The sequence below is a fragment of the Sorangium sp. So ce131 genome (genome assembly GCF_051519095.1).
GTDB lineage: Bacteria > Myxococcota_A > Polyangia > Polyangiales > Polyangiaceae > Sorangium.
The window spans coordinates 1442993-1461884 of the sequence record NZ_CP150455.1 but is presented as its reverse complement, the minus strand read 5'-3'; the positions used below and the strand labels follow the sequence as shown (position 1 = coordinate 1461884).

General features: G+C 71.1%; 17 protein-coding genes. 5 read left to right on the top strand and 12 right to left on the bottom strand.

Annotated features, from left to right (window positions below; all coding sequences use genetic code 11):
- Positions 1-568 precede the first annotated feature (568 nt).
- A complete protein-coding gene (locus WMF43_RS05335) occupies positions 569-1462 on the top strand; it encodes an NAD(P)-dependent oxidoreductase (protein ID WP_437677921.1) in 894 nt (297 codons plus the stop codon).
- A 114-nt stretch (positions 1463-1576) separates the two neighbouring features.
- On the opposite strand, the gene WMF43_RS05330 is transcribed toward WMF43_RS05335, so the two are convergent.
- Complete coding sequence (locus tag WMF43_RS05330) at positions 1577-1846, bottom strand: DUF2277 domain-containing protein (RefSeq protein ID WP_437677919.1); 270 nt, start codon at positions 1844-1846, stop codon at positions 1577-1579.
- 159 nt (positions 1847-2005) lie between these two features.
- On the opposite strand from WMF43_RS05330, the gene WMF43_RS05325 reads away from it, so the two are divergent.
- On the top strand, positions 2006-2449 hold the full coding sequence (locus WMF43_RS05325; protein ID WP_437677917.1) for an NADAR family protein: 444 nt from the start codon (positions 2006-2008) through the stop codon (positions 2447-2449).
- Between the two features lie 87 nt (positions 2450-2536).
- On the opposite strand, the gene WMF43_RS05320 is transcribed toward WMF43_RS05325, so the two are convergent.
- The 10 genes from WMF43_RS05320 to WMF43_RS05275 form a co-directional block, all read right to left on the bottom strand.
- Positions 2537-3712 carry an MFS transporter gene (locus tag WMF43_RS05320; RefSeq protein WP_437677915.1) on the bottom strand — a complete coding sequence of 392 codons (1176 nt, stop codon included), beginning with the start codon at positions 3710-3712 and terminating at the stop codon, positions 2537-2539.
- A gap of 29 nt (positions 3713-3741) precedes the next feature.
- The gene (locus WMF43_RS05315) at positions 3742-5493 is read right to left on the bottom strand and encodes a KGGVGR-motif variant AAA ATPase (RefSeq protein WP_437677913.1); all 1752 of its coding nucleotides are present in this window, start codon (positions 5491-5493) and stop codon (positions 3742-3744) included.
- Entirely contained in the window at positions 5490-6311 is an 822-nt protein-coding gene (locus WMF43_RS05310; RefSeq protein ID WP_437677911.1) for a hypothetical protein, read from the bottom strand. The genes WMF43_RS05315 and WMF43_RS05310 overlap by 4 nt, the downstream gene beginning before the upstream one ends.
- A complete protein-coding gene (locus tag WMF43_RS05305; RefSeq protein ID WP_437677910.1) occupies positions 6308-7069 on the bottom strand; it encodes a hypothetical protein in 762 nt (253 codons plus the stop codon). The genes WMF43_RS05310 and WMF43_RS05305 overlap by 4 nt, the downstream gene beginning before the upstream one ends.
- Before the next feature lie 248 nt (positions 7070-7317).
- Positions 7318-8271 (bottom strand): HNH endonuclease, encoded by a 954-nt coding sequence (locus WMF43_RS05300; RefSeq protein ID WP_437677909.1) that lies wholly within the window; start codon positions 8269-8271, stop codon positions 7318-7320.
- Between the two features lie 161 nt (positions 8272-8432).
- Complete coding sequence (locus WMF43_RS05295; RefSeq protein WP_437677907.1) at positions 8433-8852, bottom strand: VOC family protein; 420 nt, start codon at positions 8850-8852, stop codon at positions 8433-8435.
- 45 nt (positions 8853-8897) lie between these two features.
- Entirely contained in the window at positions 8898-9389 is a 492-nt protein-coding gene (locus tag WMF43_RS05290; RefSeq protein WP_437677905.1) for a DoxX family protein, read from the bottom strand.
- Positions 9390-9492: 103 nt separating this feature from the next.
- Positions 9493-10443, bottom strand: a complete 951-nt coding sequence (locus tag WMF43_RS05285) for a sigma-70 family RNA polymerase sigma factor (protein WP_437683949.1) — start codon at positions 10441-10443, stop codon at positions 9493-9495.
- A gap of 280 nt (positions 10444-10723) precedes the next feature.
- Positions 10724-11209, bottom strand: a complete 486-nt coding sequence (locus tag WMF43_RS05280) for an SRPBCC family protein (protein WP_437677904.1) — start codon at positions 11207-11209, stop codon at positions 10724-10726.
- Positions 11206-11541 carry an ArsR/SmtB family transcription factor gene (locus WMF43_RS05275; RefSeq protein WP_437677903.1) on the bottom strand — a complete coding sequence of 112 codons (336 nt, stop codon included), beginning with the start codon at positions 11539-11541 and terminating at the stop codon, positions 11206-11208. The genes WMF43_RS05280 and WMF43_RS05275 overlap by 4 nt, the downstream gene beginning before the upstream one ends.
- 91 nt (positions 11542-11632) lie before the next feature.
- Here WMF43_RS05275 and WMF43_RS05270 point away from each other — a divergent pair, with 91 nt between their 5' ends.
- From WMF43_RS05270 to WMF43_RS05260, 3 genes are all read left to right on the top strand, one after another.
- Positions 11633-14497 carry a CHAT domain-containing protein gene (locus WMF43_RS05270; protein WP_437677901.1) on the top strand — a complete coding sequence of 955 codons (2865 nt, stop codon included), beginning with the start codon at positions 11633-11635 and terminating at the stop codon, positions 14495-14497.
- A 255-nt stretch (positions 14498-14752) separates the two neighbouring features.
- Entirely contained in the window at positions 14753-17245 is a 2493-nt protein-coding gene (locus WMF43_RS05265; protein WP_437677899.1) for a hypothetical protein, read from the top strand.
- Positions 17246-17304: 59 nt separating this feature from the next.
- Entirely contained in the window at positions 17305-17982 is a 678-nt protein-coding gene (locus tag WMF43_RS05260; RefSeq protein WP_437677897.1) for an acetoacetate decarboxylase family protein, read from the top strand.
- A gap of 28 nt (positions 17983-18010) precedes the next feature.
- Here WMF43_RS05260 and WMF43_RS05255 read toward each other — a convergent pair whose 3' ends face one another.
- Positions 18011-18439, bottom strand: coding sequence for a DUF6184 family natural product biosynthesis lipoprotein (locus WMF43_RS05255; protein WP_437677896.1), 429 nt, complete (start codon positions 18437-18439; stop codon positions 18011-18013).
- Between the last annotated feature and the right edge of the window lie 453 nt (positions 18440-18892).

Here is an 18892-nt window from a genome sequence, read left to right as displayed (position 1 = left end):
CAATCCCCTGAATGGCAACTTGCGTACCATAGGCTCACTTCGGCTTCGAAGCAGCCCACGGGTTGAGCGCTGCCCCAGAAGGTCGCAGAAGCTGCGCGCCGGGACGCGCGGCGCGGCGATCGCACGTGGCGCATCCTGGGCCAAGGCGGGCCACGCATAACTTCGCGCCGATGCGCGTCCGCGCGCCTGCACAACGGCGGCACGAGAGGAGGCACGGACGCGAAGGCACAAAGGCGCACAGGCCCCCAAAGCAGACGAGAAGCAGATTCGCTCCTGCCGCGCGTCGTCCCAATGAGGGGTTCCTGCCTCTCGCCTCCCCTTTCACCTCCTCTTCTGCGCCCCTGCGCCCTCACCTCGCTGCGCGGAAATGGGATGGCTGAGACCGTCTCGGCGATGGATCGCCTGGCGGCGAAAAAGGTTGCCGGCCTTCGAGCCGCGAACAAAGCTGGCACCTCGACGCCCGGGAGGCGTCGCTGACAGGCCGCGGGACCGGGGCTCGGGTCGCCCGGGCAGGCGGTCCTCAGCAGCGCACCTTCCCCCGGGAATCACGGTCTCAAGGAGAGCGAGCATGGACGTCGGATTCATCGGGATCGGCAACATGGGCGCGGGCATGGCCGGGCGCCTGATCGAGGCGGGCCATCGGGTGACGGTGCACAACCGCACGCGCGAGAAGGCGCAGCGCCTGCTCGATCAGGGCGCGGCCTGGGCCGGGTCGCCGCGCGAGGCCGCCGCGCAGGGCGAGGTCGTCATCACGATGCTGGCGGACGACAAGGCGCTCCGCGCCGTGGTGCACGGCGAGCAGGGCATGCTGAGCGGCATGCGCAAGGGCGCGATCCACCTCTCGATGAGCACGATCAGCGTCGCGCTGGCCGACGAGCTGGAGCACCTCCACACCGAGGCGCAGTGTCCGCTCGTGGGGGCGCCGGTCTTCGGCCGTCCCCCGGCCGCGGCGCAGGGGAAGCTCTTCGTGTTCGCCGGGGGCGAGGCCGCGGCCGTCGCGCGCTGCGAGCCGCTCTTTCAGGCCATGGGGCAGAGGACGTTCCACGTGGGGGGGCACGCCCGCCTCGCCCACCTGACGAAGATCCTCGGCAATTTCATGCTGCTCTCGACGATCGAGACGCTCGGGGAGGCGTTCGCCGTCGCGCGGAAGGCGGGGCTCCCGCCGCAAACGTTCCTGGACGCGATGACGGGCTCCGTGTTCGCGGCGCCGCTCTACCGCAACTACGGGACCATGATGGTCGAGGAGCGGTATAGCCCGGAGGACGGCTTTCGCATGCCGCTCGCGCTGAAGGACGCCGGGCTGGCGCTGCAGGCGGCGGAGGGCGTGAGCGCGCCCCTGCCCGTGGCCAGCCTGGTGCGCGATCACCTCCTGAGCGCGATCGGGCGGGGCCACGCCGATCTCGACCTGTGCGCGCTGGCCCTGGTCGCCGCGGAGAACGCCGGGGCCGTGAAGCCGCGCTGAACGACACGGCGGAGCGCGGCGCGCGCCGTCGCGCTCTGCCCCTTCGCGCTCCGCGCCGTCGCGCTCCGCCCGGCAGCCCCCGCGAGGGGCGCTCACGAGCGGCCCCGCTGCGCTTCAGGTGCCGAAGCGGCGCGCGTTGCGGACGCGGGCCTTCGCGGCCTCGACGAGCTTGTTCTTGGGCGGCGCCGTGGTCTCCAGCGAATCGACGAGCCGGCGCGTGGCGGCGGCGATGTCGTCGACCGCTTGCTCGAAGCACGCGAGGTTCTTGCCGCTCGGGCTGCGCGTCCCGCTCACCTTGCGCACGTACTGCAAGGCCGCCGCCCGGATCTCTTCCTCCGTGGCAGGAGGCTCGAAGTTGAACAGAGGACGGATGTTCCGGCACATGCCGCGAGCGTACCGCTCTGCGCGGCGCGACGCCAAGGCCGTCGCGGCGGGCACGTTCGCGGGCGAGGCGTCGGCGGGCACGTTCGCGGCGAGGCCGCGGCGGGCACGTGCGCGGGCGAGGCGCCACCGGCCGACGGCGTATGGGTTAGGATCGGCCTCATGCCTGTCATCCGCTTCTACCGCGCCGGCGACGCCTACGGGGTCTTCTCGAACTTCTCGCGCCACCCGGTCACGCTGAAAGGCAAGTCGTGGCCCACGAGCGAGCACTACTTCCAGGCCCAGAAGTTTCCCGGGACCGACCATGAGGAGGAGATCCGGAATGCCCCCGGCCCCGGCGAGGCGGCGCGGATGGGCCGCCAGCGGAGCCGGCCGCTGCGCCCGGACTGGGAGCAGGTGAAGGACGACATCATGCGCGAGGTGGTGCTGGCGAAGTTCACCCAGCACGAGGAGCTCCGACAGATCCTGCTCGACACCGGGGACGCCGAGCTCGTCGAGCACACCACGAACGACGCTTACTGGGCCGACGGCGGCGACGGGAGCGGGCGGAACATGCTCGGCAAAATCCTGATGGAGGTGCGCGAGCAGCTGCGCCGCGGGGCGTGAGGGCGCGCGGCGCGGCGGCGGCGAGGGCGCCCCTCGGCGAGGGCGCGTGTGCCTGTGCCGCGGAGAGGGCGCGTTTGTGCTCGCCCCTCACGCCGCGGTGCGCGCGCGGAACAGGCTGAACGCCGCCAGCGTGAGCGCCACCATGAGCGCTCCCGCGACCCAGAGCACGGGGTGGTGGCCGTAGCGGTCGACGCCCATGCCCACGACCGGCCCGAGCAGCACGAACGCGCTGCGGAACAGGAAGCTGCGCAGCGAGACGCAGCTCGCGCGGTCGTCCTCGGGGGCGAGCCGCTGCTCCTCGTGGTGGAGCAGCGGCATGTGCAGCCCGCGCATGAACGTGAGCAGGAAATAGAACACGAAGCCGAACACGTGGTGGGAGGAGGCAAGGCCGAAGTAGCCGATCGCCACCAGGGCGACGCACGCGAGCAAGGTCCCCGTCATGCCGAGCCAGCGGCCGGCGCGCTCGCTCAGCGTGGAGCCCAGCGCGGTGGTGAAGCTCGCGACGGCCCACATGGGGCCGATCCACGTGACGTCGGCGCCGGCCTCCGTGGCGTACAGCGCCATGAGCCAGGCCGGCAGGTACGCGGCGAGCGCGAACGCCACGCCGAGCAGCAGCACCGCCCGCAGGTCGGCGCGCTCGAGCAGCGCGTCGCGCACGATCGCGCGCATGCGGCCGAGGTGGCTCTCGACCCTGGGCTGCGCGCGCCGGGTCTCGCCGAACCGCAGGGCGATGCCGAGGGCGAGCGCCCAGACCGCCACCTCGGCGACGAACGGCAAGCGGGACCAGCGCGCGTAGAGGAGGCCCGCGACCAGCGCGGAGGTCCCCTCGGAGACCTGCGCGATCGAGCGCATGCGGCCGTACCAGCGGGCGAACTCGTGCTCCTTGCCCTGCTCGCGCAGCGAGTCGTAGAGCAGCGCGGCGTCCGCCCCCGAGATCAACGAGAAGCCGACGCCGAGCACGAGCTCCGCGACCAGCACCGACCAGATCGCGCGCGCGAGGGCATAGACCAGCCAGCCGACGAGGATGAAGGAGGTGCCGAGCACGAGCGCGCGGCGGTGGCCGAGCCGGTCGGCGATGTAGCCCGAGGGGAACTCGAAGAGCGCGATGCTCAGGCCGAAGAACGCCTGCACGCTGAGCATCGTGGCCACGCTCATGCCGATGTCCTTCGTCCAGAACAGCGGGAAGACGGCCATCGGGAAGAAGAGCGAGTGGACGCCGTAGTAGGCGCAGAGGCGCCAGGGGTTCTGCTGGACGGAGGGCATCGAAGGGGCGCGAGTCTACGCTGGCCGAGCTACTTGGAGCGACTACCGGAGCGTTTCGTCACGCTCGACGAAGGGCGCCGCCGGGCCGGACGGCTCCGAGAGGACGCGTCTTGATCCGATTCTTTGATTCGAGGTTGGTTGGGACCTGACTCGCCCATGCCGGTGCGGAGGGCAGACTCACCAAAAAGACTCGGAAGAAAGTCTTCAAGCTCCTTGAGCTCTCCCGCGATGATTTTCGCAGCTTCGGCAGTCCCGGGATTACGGGCGGAGGCAATAAGCTGACCGACGAGCTTCGCGGCATGATCCTTATCCACAAAATAGGACGCCACGATGCTATTCCGGAGAATATAAGCTACTCTCGAATCAGACGAATCCATACCAGACACTATCACACCTATCTGGTCAACCAAGCTTGCCGCATCCTGCTCGGCGCCTCGACCGAACCGCGCAATTGCAAGGGAAGCGAGAGCGGCAGCCTCGGTAACCTTCTCGTCTACCTGTCGCGCGATCGCCAGCCCCTTTGCCAATGCTTCTTCACCCTCATCCTGATGTCCTGCAAAAACCAGCAGCTGACCGAGCCTAATTAAAGCGCGAGCATGTTCAGGATGCGCACCACGTGACAAGAATATACCAATCGCCTGCTCGACTCGACGAATCCCCTCTTCATATTTGTTCGCGTTGCCGAGCTCCCTCGCCAGCTCGTGCAGCGTCATGGCGAGGCCGAGGGTGTCTCCTCTCCTCTCTGCTGCCGCGGCCTCCGCCTGGAGCTCTGCGATGCTGTTCGGGCGAGGTGCGGCGGCTGGCACTGCGCCGAGGGTCGACGGATTTGGAACGGCCTCCTTACGAAGCCACCGCAGCAGTGTCCCGGTGAGCTGCTCATAGGCAAGCACAAGCGGATCCTTCTGATCTACCACGCCCCCTTCACGCAAGACTACCTCTTCGAACCCCCAGCGCGTCCGGTGCGGAAGCACATGTGTGCGGATCCCGTCCGGGTGGTCCTCCTTCAGCCACAAGCCATCATGGAGCCCTCTCTCGAAGCTCTTGCTGTTGTCCGCGAACCACCTCTCTGCGAGGTAGCTCTCCTCCACCAGCGGTACGCGACTCACGGTGAGCCACACACGGGGCCTTTCGCGGCCCGTGCGCTCCTTCTCCGGCGCCCGAGCGATGGCGCGGGCCACGCTCTCGGTGCCCTCAAAGGATTGAAGGTTCGCGGCGGTGAGCAGCACCACCGCGTCCGGGAGCTGAACGGTGCAGATTCCGCCGATGTCGGTCAAGCCAGTGCGGCTGTCGATCAGCACGACATCCGCCTCGTGGACGAGCTTCTCCCGTAGCGTCTCCACAGCCGCCGCGCCGGCCGTCCGGGCGTAGAAATCGTGCCAGTGAAACGCTGCCAGACGCTCGCTGTACGTCCTGTCGAGCCGGCCAGCGAGGAGCAGCCGGAGCGAGCCGAACTTGGGAGCGTGCTGTTCATCAGTGATGGGCAGTAGCCAGTCGAGCACGCGTTCAACCTCGGCCGGCGGCTCGGGAGCGTTACGCGTCACGGCGTCGCGCCATGCGACGAAGTAGTCGAGGATCCCGTTGCTCGAGGCCACGGTCTCCGGAGAGATCCCGAAGAAGCGGTGTAGGCCGGGCGCTTCCAGATCCCAATCGACGGCGATGACATTCAGGCCGTGCGTGTTCGCCAGGCGGTAGGCGACATTGGCGAGCGCCATGGTGCGCCCGACGCCGCCCTTGTACGAGTAGAACGTGACCACCCGTCGGCTCGGCTCGGTGAAGCTCATGCGGCCTCCTGGAGCCGCGGGGGTCGATCCGGACCCTCGTTCTTGCGCCGCGCCCAGTCAGGAATCGTGGGCTTCGCAGGTCCCGGGCCGGGTAACCAGAGAGCAAGCTCGTGCTCCTCGGCGCCCATCGCCGCAAGCGCCTCGCGGCACTGCCTGCGCGCTTCGTCCGAGATCCCCGACAGAGCACGAGCAATTGCGCCTGGCTCATAAGTCGGATCCGTGGCAAACGCCCAGAGGACGTCGCCCAGCGGAAAGTCCGAGAAACGCCGGGCGCGCTCTGCCGCTTCTGGAAGGATGGCGAGGGCTTGCTGTGGATCCGAGAAGCGCAATCCGGCGGTGACCACCGGCCACAGGCGCGGAAGCTCGCGCTTCCAGACGGCGAGCCACTTCGACCAGAGCTCGCCTGGCTCTTGGAGCCCCGCGAGCGCGAAGAGCACGAACCCCTCGGCGTCGGAATCGAGAGCCCCTTCGTTGCCGCCGAAGGCGCCGCGCTCCGCGATCTCATGGAGCACTGTCGCGGCCTCGCGCAGCTCCAAGGTGTCGGCGAGCTCGGCCAGATACCGGACGGCGCGCGCGTCCGGCCCCTTCCGCAAGTCCCCCCGCGCCGCCTCCTCGAGCGCGGCGACGATCGCCTTCTCCAGGCGCCCGCGGAACGCCTTGTCGCGCGACTGCTCGTGGATCGTGGCCACGTAGTCGTCCGGGCTCTCCATGTGGAGCTCGGAGACCGGCGGATTCTCCTCTTCCCCGCGCATGCGGGCGAGCAGCCATACGCGGAGCTTCGCTGCGCTCATGCGCGTGAGCGCGGGTGCGTCGCTCATGGAAGCCTCCGCTTCCGGAGATAGCCGCGCGGCGGCGTCGTCCTGATCTCGCCGAGATAACGCGCCTCTCGCGCGTCGGCCGCATCCGGGAGCACGAGCAGCTCCGGCTCCGACGGCGCGTCGGTCCGGAGATGCCGCGTCATGCCCCAAGGATCCGTGTGGCCGGGGCCCGGCCGCCTCCACGCGGGATACCAGCCGGCGTCGAGCGCCGTTGGAATATAGAGCGGCCGGCCGGGGGCGGAGCGCACGGCGATACGGATACGATAGAAATGATTGCCGCTCTTCACCGTGCAGAGACCGAGGCGATCGCGGAGATCATCCGCATCTGGCGCCGTGCTGCTCGTGACCCACACGGAAACACCTGCGCCGCCCGCGCTCTGGCCGATCGGGCGAGCCAGCGGGATGCGCGGCGGCGGCCGCGACCGTTTGATGGCCAGGGATACGTACCCGTAGTCCCGTAGTGCTTTGAGCGTCACGTGGTGCCACCAGTCGTCCTTGATGGCTGGAGGCCGGGGTGACGGGACAGAGAGCGTCCGCGGCGCCACCCGGGCGGCCTCCTTGAACCGGTCCTTCGCGAGGCGACGGGTCGAGCCCGCCAGTCCGGCGTGGAACGCCGCACGATCACCGCTTAGCACCCGGTCCTCCTCGATCAAGTTCAGGAGTACCGCACGAGCCTCCGGGTTGCCTGCTCGGAGCCTGGCCCTGAGCCGCTTCACCGCGGACGCGTGGGCAGGGTCGGGGGAGTCCAGGAGCGACATCGGGCGGAGCCTAACACAAGCTCGTGCATGCGCGGCGGCGACACCCCGGGGGAGCGCGCAGGGCCGGAGCCGCCGTCGCCCGAAGGCGCGCTGGCGAAGCCTCAGCGGGGATCCCGCCGTCGGGCGAGCTGCCGGCGTGCTCCTCCGTCTTGCACGCGCGACGGCTGCCCGATCACTCCTCCGCGACAAGACGGCGCGGCGCGACCTCGAGCACACACGCGCCAGCGCGCTCTGCGGCGCCTTCCCGTTCAGCCCAGGAACACATTTTCATTGTGCCAGGACAGGAGCGATCTGGACGGCCTGTCGGCCGATCGACTCGGTACGTGGATCTGCTTGCCGTGCAGCGCGTAATAGGTGCGGCCGTTGGAATAGTCCTCGCGGAGGCGCCGGCTCACCTCGAACCTGTGCTCCGGCGTCACCGTGACGTAGCCCTGATCGAACAGGCGGTGGATGTCCGTGCGGAGCAGGAGCCCGTTCTCGACTTCATGGCTCCCCTCCTTGGAGTAAGGCCGGATATGAGCCGCTTCGAGGACGGGCAGAGAGTGCTCTTCCGTCACCGCGCAGGCCTTGGCGTAGGCGTCGGTCACCGAGAGACGGAACGTCCCCTGACCCAGACGCGGGCGCACGAGCTGCGGCGCGCCGTAGCGCTCGGTGGTCCGCTCCCGGGCATGCAGCAAGGCCTCCGCCGGGGGCGCGCTGGCGTCGCCGAGCTGCTTGCGCTGCGACCGCTCCAGGCAGGCGTCCAGGATGCGCCTCCCCTCCCCCTGCGTCACATCGTAGGTCTTCCCCTGGACGATGTTCGCCTCCCAGTCCGCCGGCTGCCGGATCCAGGCGCGCTCCTCGAAGAAGACCGGCTGCGCGATCATGAGGCAGCCGACGAGCGAGGTCTGCGGGTTGCTCCCGCCATCCGCTCTGTACTTCGCGATCCGCGCCAGCATCGTGGCGAGATCGGGCGCGCCGTTCCCGACGCCGAACGCCTCCCACGCCAGCATCGCCGGGACAACGACGTGCCGCGCGAACCAGCCGAAGCCGGCGATGGCGTAGTAAGGCTTCTTCAGCTTGAAGAAGAACGGCTCGCCCGGCGACACGGCGGCGAACTTGCGACCGCCGGACGGCTGCCAGAAGTTGACCTCCTGAAGCTCCGGGCGCGCCACCAGGAACGAGTACCAGTCGAAGTCCGTGTTGCCGACGTAACCCCGCACGCCGTTGCCGCTCCACCCCCGACGTTATCAGGAAAACTCGGGGCGGAGTCGCGACTTTGGCACCTTCACCAGCGCCCGCCGACAGCACGAGCCCGGCTGGACAAGCCGGGCTCAGGCGCTCGCTACGTAGGCGAACGTAGGCGAACCAGACACTTTGTAGGCTACGAGGGCTGGACGGCGCTCGGGTCCATCCAGAGGACCTCCCAGTGGTGGCCATCCAGGTCGTAGAAGCTCCAGCTGTACATGAAGCCGTGATCCTGCGGGTCCACCGCGTGCCGGCCGCCCGCCGCGATCGCCTTGTTCACCATCTCATCGACCTCGGCACGGCTGCCGCACGAGAGCGCGATGAGCGCTTCCGTATGTGTGCTCGTGTTACAGATCTCGTTCTTCATGAACGTCTTGAAGAACGGCTCCACGAGGAGCATGACGTAGGCTTCCTCGCTGATGATCATGCAGGTGGCCTTGTCGTCCGTGAACTGCGGGTTGAACTCGAAGCCGAGCTTCGAGAAGAACTCCATCGACTTCTTCAGGTCGCGGACGGACAGGTTGACGAAGATCTTACGAGCATTGCTGGTTGCCATGAATTTTTCTCCCTGTGCCTTATAGACTTCGAGAAATCGCAAAAATCATCGGCCGAGCGTCGAGGGCGCGGCGAGCAGCGCGCGCGCCCGGCGGTCGCGCAGCCAGAGCCCCGCCCAGAGCAGCGCCGCAACATAGATCGGAAAGAGCGTGTGGCTGAAGAGCGGGCTGCCGACGCGCACGTGGATCGCCACCGCGCCGCCGAGGTAACCGGTCCACAGGATCGCGCCGAGCACGGCGGTGCGCGGGATCAGGTAGGTCACAAGGCACGCGATCTGGATGACGCCGAGGGTGGGGACGAGGCTCGCCGGGAAGCCGAGCTGGGCGCTCCCCTGCTCGGCGGGGACCAGCCCGAGCACCTTGATCGCGGCGTCGAACGTCAGAAAGAGCACCGCCAGCCCGCTCAGGACGCGGCCGCCCCAGAGGGCTCGCCTGGACGGCGCCGCGCCGGACGCCGCGACGGCGGACGACGGGCCGGCGTCATGCCGGGCGGCGGGGCGGTGGTCATGCTGCTCGATGCTGGCGACGATCGTGGTCATGGGTGCCTCCGTGCTGGATTCACCCCATAGACCCCGGCGACCTCCAGGAATCATCGGTCGCCCCCCCAAAAAATCGCCGGGCCGATCCCGGGCGGATCGGCGGCTACGCCGGGAGCTCGGACGGCAAGCCGAACCGCGGGAACAGCGCCTCCGTGTCGAGGAAGGACGTCATCGTGGCGATGCGGTCGCCCGAGAGCTCGAGCACGATGAGCGCCCAGGGCTTGTGGCCCCCCTCGGGCGCGGGACGGTACTGCCCGAACGCTGGCGAGCCGCAGGCGGCCGTCGGGATGAGCCGGGACCCGCGGCAGCCCGCGCCCCGGCCGAGCAACCAGGCGCGGATCGGGTCGTGGCCGCGGAGCCAGAGGGTGTAGGGTGGCATCGACAGGACGGCGTCCTGGTGCAGCAGCGTCGTGAGCGTGTCGACGTCGTACCGCTCGAAGGCCGTGACGTAGCGGTCGACCAAGGCGGACTGGTCGTCGGACAGCGAGACGCGCGCGTCGCCGAGGTCGCGGGTCGAGAGCGTCGCCCGCGCGCGCTGGAGCGCGCTGTTGATCGAGGCGACCGAGGTGCTCAGGCTCTCGGCCACCTCCGCGGCGGACCAGCCGAGCACCTCCGTGAGCAGCAGCGCCGCGCGCTGCTTGGGCGGCAGGTGCTGGAGCGCCGCGACGAACGCGAGGCGGATGCTCTGGCGGAGCACCAGCTTCTCCGCGGCGTCGACGTCCGCCGGCAGGGCGCCGGCGTCGGGGACCGGCTCGAGCCAGTGCGTGCGCGGGCGCGTCTCGAGCGTGTCGTCCACGGTGCCGACCGGGCCCTCCTCGACCGGGCGCGCCCGGCGCGAGCGATCCGCCAGGATGTCGAGGCAAACGTTCGTCGCGATGCGGTACAGCCAGGTGCGCAGCGACGAGCGGCCGTCGAACCGATCGAGGCTCCGCCAGGCGCGCACCATCGTCTCCTGCACGGCGTCATCGGCGTCGACCGCCGAACCCAGCATCCGGTAACAATGCCCGGTCAGCGCAACACGGTGGTCCTCCAGCTGGGCAACACTCCCCGACATCGCGGCGGACACTACCATCCACCACGCGGCGGGTCCATGGCCACGCGCCCCCGGCGCGGCGACGCGTCGGCCCAACCACCCTCCGCCTGCGCAACCCCATGAGCCACGCGTTGGCCCAACCACCGTCCGCCTGCTCAACCCCATGAGCGACGCTCATCGCCGGAGGAGAGAACCTCGTTTGCCTGGCCCGCCGCGCCGACAGAGCATCGCAGCGCCCCGGCGGCCCACGGCGCGCGCGGCGCGGTGAGCGCTGCGCGCGTCGTGGCCTGTGGGCCTCGGCTCACCCGAGCTGCGCGAGCACCTTGTCGAGCGCCGCGTAGCTCTGTTCCATGCCCTCCGCCATGTCGGTGTGGAGCATGCCGTCCCGCTCCTCGGTCGTGTGGAAGAGCGACACCGTGACGAGCCGGGTGCGCCCGTCGGCGAGCGCCTCGAGCGTCATCGTCTCGACCAGGACATGGCCCGGCATGCCGTCCCACTCGAAGGTCTGCACGACGCGCTCCGGCGGGGTCACCTCCCGATAACGCCCCTCGAAGCCGTGCGCGCCGTCAGGGGCGTGCTCGACGAACCTCCAGCGGCCGCCGCGCTGGACCTCCATGCGCTCGATCACCAGCTTGTTGCCGCGCCCCCACCACTGCGCGACCAGCGCGGGATCGGTGAGGGCCTTCCACACGCGCTCGCGGGGCGCGTTGAAGATGCGCTCGGTGCGGATCTCGCGATCCGAGGGTGTGCTGACCTTGGCTCTGAGCTCATTCACGGACTGGGTCATGGCGTTCCTTTCGTGCGTTCGAGGAAGTCTTCGAGGTGATCGAGGCGCTGCTCCAGCTGGGTCCGGTACGACGTGATCCACGTGGTCACGTCCTCGAGGCGCCGCGGGCCGAGCCTGCAGCGCCGGACGCGCCCGACCTTCTCCGTGGTGACGAGCCCGGCCTCCTCGAGGACGTGCACGTGCTTCTTGAGCCCGGTCAACGTCATCTCGAAGCCCTGGGCGAGCTCGCTGAGGGAGGCCTCGGAGCGCCCGAGCCGCAGCAGGATCGCGCGCCGGGTCGAGTCGGACAGCGCGGCGAACGAGCGATCGAGGACCTGCTGACACTGAACCATGTGGTTCAGTTTTAGTAACGGCGCGTGGCCGGGCCGTCAAGGGCAGGCGCGCCCAAGAGTCGCGCCGGGGGGGCGTGATACCCTGCCCAGGATGCGCGCGATCCGGTCTCCGCCCGCCCTGGCGCTGCTCGTCGCGTTGCTCGCGAGCGACGGTGCGGAGGTGGCAGGACCGCCGCCCGCGCCGCCCGCGCCGCCTTCTGCCCCGCTGGCCCTGGCGCTCGAGGCCGAGATCGCCGGCTGCAGCGCGGTGCTCGCGGGCCTGATCTGCGAGCTGCCCCGGGACGGCACGCTGCGCGTCTGGGTGAAGGTCCCCGAGGGCGCCCGCCTCGAGGCAACGGCCGACGCGAGCCCGCTCCCGGTCGACGGGGCGCCGATCCAGGGCGGCCTGCGGCTCCGGCTCGAGGTGCCCGCGGGCGCACGTGCGCTCGTCGTGGCGGCCGCGCGCGGCGAGGCGCGCGCCGAGCGACGGTGGGCGCTCCGGCCGTTCCAGCCGGACGCCGCGCTGGACGAGGCCGAGGACCTGCGCCAGCGCGGCGCGCTCGACGAGGCGGCGCGGCGCCTCGACGCGCTCCGCTCCGATCCGGATCCCGCGCGGCGGACCCGGGCCCTCGGCAAGCTCGCCCGCATCGATCTCGCGCGCGGGGACATCGACGCCGCGGTCCTGCGCCTCGAACAGACCATCCCCGCGCACCTCGCGCTCGGCCGGATCTCCGACGCCTTCCACGACAGCTTCGCCGAGGCCTACACCCTGCTCCTCCGCCGCCGCGAGCTCGCCGAGGCGAGGCGCGTGCTCGACCGGCTCGATCCGCACGCCGAGGCCGATCCCGAGGGGCACGTCCGCCGGGCCTACTACGCGGGGCTCCTGTCGTACGAGGCCGGGGATCTGCGCGCGACGCTCGAGCGCTTCCGCGCCTCGGTCGAGGGCGCCGAGCGGCTCGGTCTGGACGAGCAGCGGCTCGACGTGCTCCAGCTCGAGGCGCTCGTCCTGCAAGAGCTCGGGCGCGGCGCCGAGGGCGAGGTGCTCCTGCGCGAGGTCGAGGAGGCCTTCCCGCCCGACGCGCGCCCCTGCCGGAGGGCCGCGATGCTCACGAACGTCGGGTGGTTCGGGGTGCAGCAGCTCGCGCGGGGAGACCGCCCCGCGCCGGCGCGCGAGGGCGTGATCGCGCCGCTCCAGCAGGCGCTCGCGCTCCGGCGCGGGGCGTGCCCGAGCCCTGACGAGCGCGCCAACGTGCTCACGAACCTCGCGCTCGCCGAGCTCTTCGGCGGCGACCTCGAGCGCGCCAGCCGCCACCTCGACGAGGCCCGGCGCGAGCGGCCCGACCCCGACGCGCGCGTCGCGGTCTGGCTGCTCGACGTCGAGGGGCGCATCGCCCTCGGCCGCGGCGAGCCGGCGCACGCGCTCGGGATCTACCGCCGGATGGCCGATCTCGCGGCGAGCGGCGCGTTCCCAGGGAGCCGCGTGCACGCCGCGCTCGGGCGCGCGGAGGCGCTCGGCGCGCTGGGGCGCGTGGCGGAGGCGCGCGCCGCCTACGTGGAGGCGGAGGCGCTGCTCGGCGACCAGAGCTTGCTCGTCCCCCTCGGCGAGGGCCGGGAGAGCTTCCTCGGGCAGGCCGAGGAGGGCGCGCGGAGGCAGGTGGATTTCCTCCTGCGCCACGACGTGAAGGCGGCGGCCATGGCGGCGCGGCGGTCCCGCGCGCGGGCGCTGGCGGCGCTCCGGTCGCGGCTACGCGTCGAGGCGCTCGGCCCCGAGGAGCGCGCGCGCTGGGAAGCGGCGGTCTCGGAGTACCGCCGCGAGCGCGAGGCGCTCGATCGGGAGGCGCGCGGGGACTGGAAGCTCGCGGCCGACGCGCTCGCGAGCGCGCGGGCAGAGCGGCGGGCCCGCGAGGCGCAGGTGGAGGCGGCGCTCGAGCGCGCGCTCTCCCTGCTCGGTCGCCCGGAGGCGAACGGCGCGCCGCCGGCGGCGAGCGGCGCGCCGCCGGCGGCGAGCGGCGGCGACGGCGCGCTTCCGCCCCTCGACCCGGGCGAGTTGCTCCTCGTGTTCCACCCGATCCGCGAGGGCTGGGCGGCGTTCGCCGTGACGGCCGAGGACGTCGCGGCGCGCCGGCTGCCCCCGGTGACGGCGAGCGCGCCCGTGGCCGAGCTGTCGCGCGTGCTGCTCGAGCCGCTCCGGGGGCCCATCGAGGCCGCGCGGCGGATCCGGTTCGCGCCGTATGGCGAGCTCGATCGGGTCGACTTTCATGCGCTGCCCTGGAAGGGCGAGCCGCTCGTCGCGCACGCGCCGGTGGCCTACGCCGTGGATCTGCCGGGGCGCCGCGGCCGCTCCTCGCCCCGGACCGAGGCGGGTGTGCCGCTCGCGCTCGTCGTGGCCGATCCGCGGCATGATCTGCCGGCGGCGCGGCGCGAGGCGGACGCCGTCGCTGAGGCGCTCGGCGCCGCGGGCGGCTTCCGCGTCGCGCGGCTCTCCGGCGACCAGGCCACCCACGGCGCCGTCCGCGGCCTGCTGGAGCTGCCCGAGGCGCGGCTCTTCCACTACGCCGGACACGGCTTCTTCGGCGGGCGGGACGGCTGGGAGAGCGGGCTGCCCCTCTCGCAGGGCGGATGGCTCACCGTGCGAGACGTCCTGGCCCTCGCGCAGGTGCCGGCGCACGTGGTCCTCTCCGGGTGCGACACGGCGCGCACGGCGCCCGAGGCCCGGGCGGCTGGGCTCGGGCTCGGGCAGGCGTTCGTGGTCGCCGGGGCCGAGTCGGTCATCGCCGCGGTGCGCCCGATCGACGACCGGATGGCCGAGCGGCTCATGGGGGCGCTCTACAACACATCGCATGCATCCCCCACGTCGCGCGCATCTCCGGAGAGCGCTCCCTTCGACGCGGCGCGCTCCCTGCGCGAGGCGGCGCTTACAATGAGAGCCGAATTTTTCACGCTGGACTGGGCGAGCCTCCGCGTGCTGGTGCCCTGAGCGAAAGCTGGTCTCCTGAGCGATCGCTGGGCCCCTTGGCGATGGCTGGTCCCCCGAGGGAAAAACGCGAGGGGGTCGTCAGACATCCGGGACGCTCGGCGTACAGAGGTCTTGAGGGCAGCCTGCTGGACCGCGCAGGTCCTGGCCGAGATCGGCGTGATCGCAGGCCGACGGCTGCTCGCTTCCACACGCCAGGCGCCTTGTTCTCGAGGGCGCCGATGAACGGGAGCTTTTGCCCCGAGCACGAGGTTTGCCATGAAGATCCCTTCGATCGTGATGATGTTGATCGCCTCCCAGCCTCTCCTCGCCTGCGGCGCGGGCGACGGCACGGACGGCGGACCTTCCCCGGAGGCGCTCGACGCGGCGGGCGGCGCGCTCGCGACCACGACCCGCGAGAGCGTGACGGACGCCGCTTATGGGTGGTATCCCGCGGTCGGCCTGCTCGATCTGGACGGCCCGAGGTGCGCCGCGACGCTCATCGACGAGCAGCACGTGCTCACCACCCACGGGTGCATGCTCGAATCCGGCATCGCCCCCGATGTGTCAAACCACGATCCGCGCCACGCCTTCGTGCTCTACCTCCAGTCGGATGCGACCGGCCGCGCGACGATCCGACAGACGCGCCTGCCCATCGATCGATGGCACGGCTTCTCGAACGGCGACCGCCTCACGGACGTCGCGGTCGTGCGCCTCGCGAGCCGCGCGGTCGTCGCGGCGGACGGCGGCGCCGAGGAACAGCTCGCCGTCCCGGCGCCGCTCGCGAGCGCCGCGCCGTCCGACGCGCCGTCCGACGCGCCGTCCAGCGCGTGGACGGAGCGTGTCCGCCCGAAGCGCAGGACGATCGGCTTCGCGGGCGGGCAGGCGGGCGTCAAGCGGATGGTCCACTGGGAGGGGGCATGGAGCATCGAGCTGCGGAGGGAGTGCTCCCTCGCGGCCGCGAGCTCGGTGCGCCGGCCGGCCCTGACGGTCGCTTCGAGCCCCTTTGCCGTCGGCGACGGGGACTCGGGGGGGCCGACCTTCTACGGAGAAGCGCTGGAGGCCCTGATCGTGGCGCCGGGCGAGGATGCCGGCCCTTCCTTCGCCGATCCGGTCAGCTTGCAGAAGCAGATCGCCGACGTCATTGCCGGCTGGGGCGGCGCGGCGGGCCCGGCCCACCGCTACACGAGCTTCGTGCCGCTCGTCGTGCACGATGACACCCCCTCCGGGGCCACCTCCGCGCTCGAGGCCGGGTTCGAGACGGTCCTGACCATCACCAACACCGATACCAAGGCGGCGGACGTCTCCGTCGAGTTCTCGTGGGATCAGCTCCCGACGAACGCGATCGGCCCCGCGGCGGCCTCGAACCCCCTCGGCGCGCACCACACGCAGGAGCGCCGCGGGCTCGCGCCGAACGCCACCTTCCAGCTCTCCACGGCCGGGTTCCCCGCCGGCTTCGAGGGGTCCGCCGTCGTCCACGCGAGCCGTCACGTCGCCGTCTCGGTGGCCTATGTCCCCAGGACGGCGACGTCCGTGGTCAACGTGCCTCGCGGCACGGCCGTGCCTGCGGCCAGCGCCGATCACATCGTGTATCTGCCGACCGTGGCCAAGAACGCGTACGACCACAGCTCGGTGATCGCGGTGCAAAACGCGAGCGAGAAGCCCGTCGACGTCGAGATCTCGCTGCGGTGCGCGGACGGCTCCTGCGGCGCGGGCGCCGTCGCCACCATCGAGGATCTCCCCGCGCACAGCGCGCGGATCATCGACCTGCACACCGCGGCGTGGCTCTCGGGGTATGGCCAGGTCAACGCCGCGGCCAGGATCAAGGCGAACCTGGCCGGCGACCCGGCGAGCCCCGCGCCCGTCGCGGTGTTCGCGCTCGAGCTCGGGTATCCGGGCAGCCCGAGGCCGCGCGGCGCCGCGATGTACGAGGGCGTCGAGGGCTCCAGGCTGCGCGGCAGCCGCGGCAGGGAGCTCCACCTGGCCACGGCGCTCTGCGACGCGTTCGGCGCTCGCACCGCCTACGCCGTGATGAACGCGAGCGAGCTCCTGCAGGCGCTCTCGGTCGATTACCTCGACCTGTCCGGCAATGTCCGGGCGACGGTCGAGGGGGCGCGCATCCCGCCGTACACCAAGGAGAGCTCCCTGGCGTGCAGCGCCTCGGTCGGACCTGGCTTCAGCGGCTCGGGCAGGGCGTACGCGGCGGGCGCGCTCGTCGGGGTGGGCAAGGCGGCGGCGGACGTCCCCGGCGCCGTGTACGTGACGGCATTCCGGGACGTGCACGAGGGCAGCTCGCGGCTCGTGTTCCCCGAGGTGTCGTGGCACGGGGTGACGGGCGGATACGACGCGACCCTCGCGCTGCAGAACGTGGGCGATACGCCCGCGGACCTGACGGTGACGTTCCACAACCAGGCCGGCGGGATCGTCGGCGCGGTGACCCACGCGGGCCTCCGGCCTGGCGCGAAGGTCAGCGTGGCCGCGAACGTCGTCGCGGCGACCCTCAGCCACTTCGAGACGGTCGAGGGCTTCCGCGGAAGCGCGGTGGTCGAGGCGGCCGACAAGAGCGACCGTATCGCGGGAATTGTCCGGCTCACGCGGACGGATACGGGCATTCCGTCGAGCAATCGGATCGTCGGCGAGGACTATAGCGGCATCCCGCTCGACGAGATCACCCTGGTTGCCCCGGCCACCTCCGGTGTCGTGGCCAACGTCGAGGGCAACCCGTCCTGCCCGACGTGCCCGTCGTGCTTCGCGCCGGATGCCGACCTCTGAAGCGCCGACCAGCTCGCGCTCTCCGCGCGGCAGCAGCATGGTAGGCTCAGCAACACCGCATGAGCCAGACTCCCCCTGACGTGCCGAGGGCCCCCGCGCCGTGGACGTTGACCGGCGACGCGTACATCGTGATGCTCGAGCTTTCCCCGGCGCTGCTCCGCGAGCAGGCCTTCATCCCGGAGGCGCTCCGCGGTCGCTTCGAGGGCCGCTATAGCCTCTTGATGGCGATCGACTACACGTCCTCGGACGTGGGCCCCTACCGCGAGCTCCTGTTCATCCCCGGGCGCTTCCGGACCCGCCGCGGCCTGTGCTGGTCGATCAGCAAGATCTACGTCAGCTCGTGGGACAGCGTGGTCAATGGCCAGATCAACTGGGGCATCCCAAAGGAGCTGGCCGATTTCGAGATCGCGCGCGAGGCCGACGGCAGCGAGCGCTTCCGCGTCTCGCAGGGCGGCGACGTCTTCGCCGACCTGCGCTTCGCGGCCGCGGGCCCGGCCCTGCCCGCGTCGGCCGCGCTCGTGCCCGCGGCCCTGAGGACGCTGGTGCACCACCGGGAGGGGCGCGACTACCTCTGCACGCCGACCGCCCGCGGCCGCGTTCGTTACGCGCGCCTGCTCGACGCGCGCACCTCCCCCGAGCGGATGCCCCGCATCGAGGGAGGGCGCGTCGTGTTCGCCGTTCGCCTGTCCGATTTCCGGGCCGAGTTCCCGGCGCCCGCTCTGGAGCCGGCGCCGTAGGCCGCGCGTTCCAGACGAGCGGTGGGGGTCACTCGTCGGCGGGATCCGTGCAGACGTTCTCGGCGCTGCACTCGCTCAGCGCGGCGATGGCATCGAAGAAGCCCTCCGAGCAGGCGGCCGCCTTCGCGCGCTCCTCGCAGACCTCGTACTTGCTGTCGTTGATCTGTCCCGCGCCGCACTCGGCGGCAGGCCAGAGCTCGCCCGCGCGGTCCGCGAAGTCGCGCTCGCAGTCCTCTTCCGTCGCGTAGGTCTGGTCCTCGCCGGTGCCGTAACCGGGGCAGCCCGCCTCGGTGTCGCCGTAACGCTCACACGCCGCCTCGGAGATTTGCTCGATGCGCGCCTCGCGCGACTGCTCGCCCGGCAGGACGTCGCCCACCGCATCCGAAGCGTCGTCACAGCCGACGGCACCCAACACGAAGATCGACGCGGCCAAAGATGCCCAGAGACACTTTTGCATGCTGATTTCCTCCATCACGGCTCGCCTGGATGTCTGATGGCGGCCTCACGCGTCGCCCGCTACGCAGCATTGCATCGCGAGCGCGCTACCAGGAGTTATGTTCAAGCACCGACCATGCCAGGTCGCGGCGGGTCGCTTCCGCGAAGGCGCGGAGGGGATCTGTGCCGGAGATCGCGCGTGTCTGCGCCGGCGGGCGTCCACGCAGCCAGCGCACGCGTGTGACAGATTGCGACGCTTCGTGGCGGGCGCGCTCCGGGATGTGGATGGGTGCAACGAGAGCCTGGTGGGACCTGCAGCGGAGCGTTTTCCATCCGTGGGGGTACCTTGCCAATTCTCCAGGATAGGGCGACGGGACGCTGCATGAACGGAAAAATGCGGTAGGGCCGAAGAGACTCGGCTCAACCTGGGTCGGATCGCTCAACCTGGGTCGGGTCGCCCAACCTGGGTCGGGTC

Coding starts and splice junctions, on each gene's coding strand:
- WMF43_RS05320 (WP_437677915.1), bottom strand. CDS start 3,712: ATGCCCTCCGTCCAGCAGAACCCCTGGCGCCTCTGCGCCTACTACGGC.
- WMF43_RS05325 (WP_437677917.1), top strand. CDS start 2,006: ATGCCTGTCATCCGCTTCTACCGCGCCGGCGACGCCTACGGGGTCTTC.
- WMF43_RS05275 (WP_437677903.1), bottom strand. CDS start 11,541: ATGGTTCAGTGTCAGCAGGTCCTCGATCGCTCGTTCGCCGCGCTGTCC.
- WMF43_RS05260 (WP_437677897.1), top strand. CDS start 17,305: ATGAGCCAGACTCCCCCTGACGTGCCGAGGGCCCCCGCGCCGTGGACG.
- WMF43_RS05295 (WP_437677907.1), bottom strand. CDS start 8,852: ATGGCAACCAGCAATGCTCGTAAGATCTTCGTCAACCTGTCCGTCCGC.
- WMF43_RS05255 (WP_437677896.1), bottom strand. CDS start 18,439: ATGCAAAAGTGTCTCTGGGCATCTTTGGCCGCGTCGATCTTCGTGTTG.
- WMF43_RS05270 (WP_437677901.1), top strand. CDS start 11,633: ATGCGCGCGATCCGGTCTCCGCCCGCCCTGGCGCTGCTCGTCGCGTTG.
- WMF43_RS05290 (WP_437677905.1), bottom strand. CDS start 9,389: ATGACCACGATCGTCGCCAGCATCGAGCAGCATGACCACCGCCCCGCC.
- WMF43_RS05265 (WP_437677899.1), top strand. CDS start 14,753: ATGAAGATCCCTTCGATCGTGATGATGTTGATCGCCTCCCAGCCTCTC.
- WMF43_RS05335 (WP_437677921.1), top strand. CDS start 569: ATGGACGTCGGATTCATCGGGATCGGCAACATGGGCGCGGGCATGGCC.
- WMF43_RS05285 (WP_437683949.1), bottom strand. CDS start 10,443: ATGTCGGGGAGTGTTGCCCAGCTGGAGGACCACCGTGTTGCGCTGACC.
- WMF43_RS05315 (WP_437677913.1), bottom strand. CDS start 5,493: ATGAGCTTCACCGAGCCGAGCCGACGGGTGGTCACGTTCTACTCGTAC.
- WMF43_RS05305 (WP_437677910.1), bottom strand. CDS start 7,069: ATGTCGCTCCTGGACTCCCCCGACCCTGCCCACGCGTCCGCGGTGAAG.
- WMF43_RS05310 (WP_437677911.1), bottom strand. CDS start 6,311: ATGAGCGACGCACCCGCGCTCACGCGCATGAGCGCAGCGAAGCTCCGC.
- WMF43_RS05280 (WP_437677904.1), bottom strand. CDS start 11,209: ATGACCCAGTCCGTGAATGAGCTCAGAGCCAAGGTCAGCACACCCTCG.
- WMF43_RS05330 (WP_437677919.1), bottom strand. CDS start 1,846: ATGTGCCGGAACATCCGTCCTCTGTTCAACTTCGAGCCTCCTGCCACG.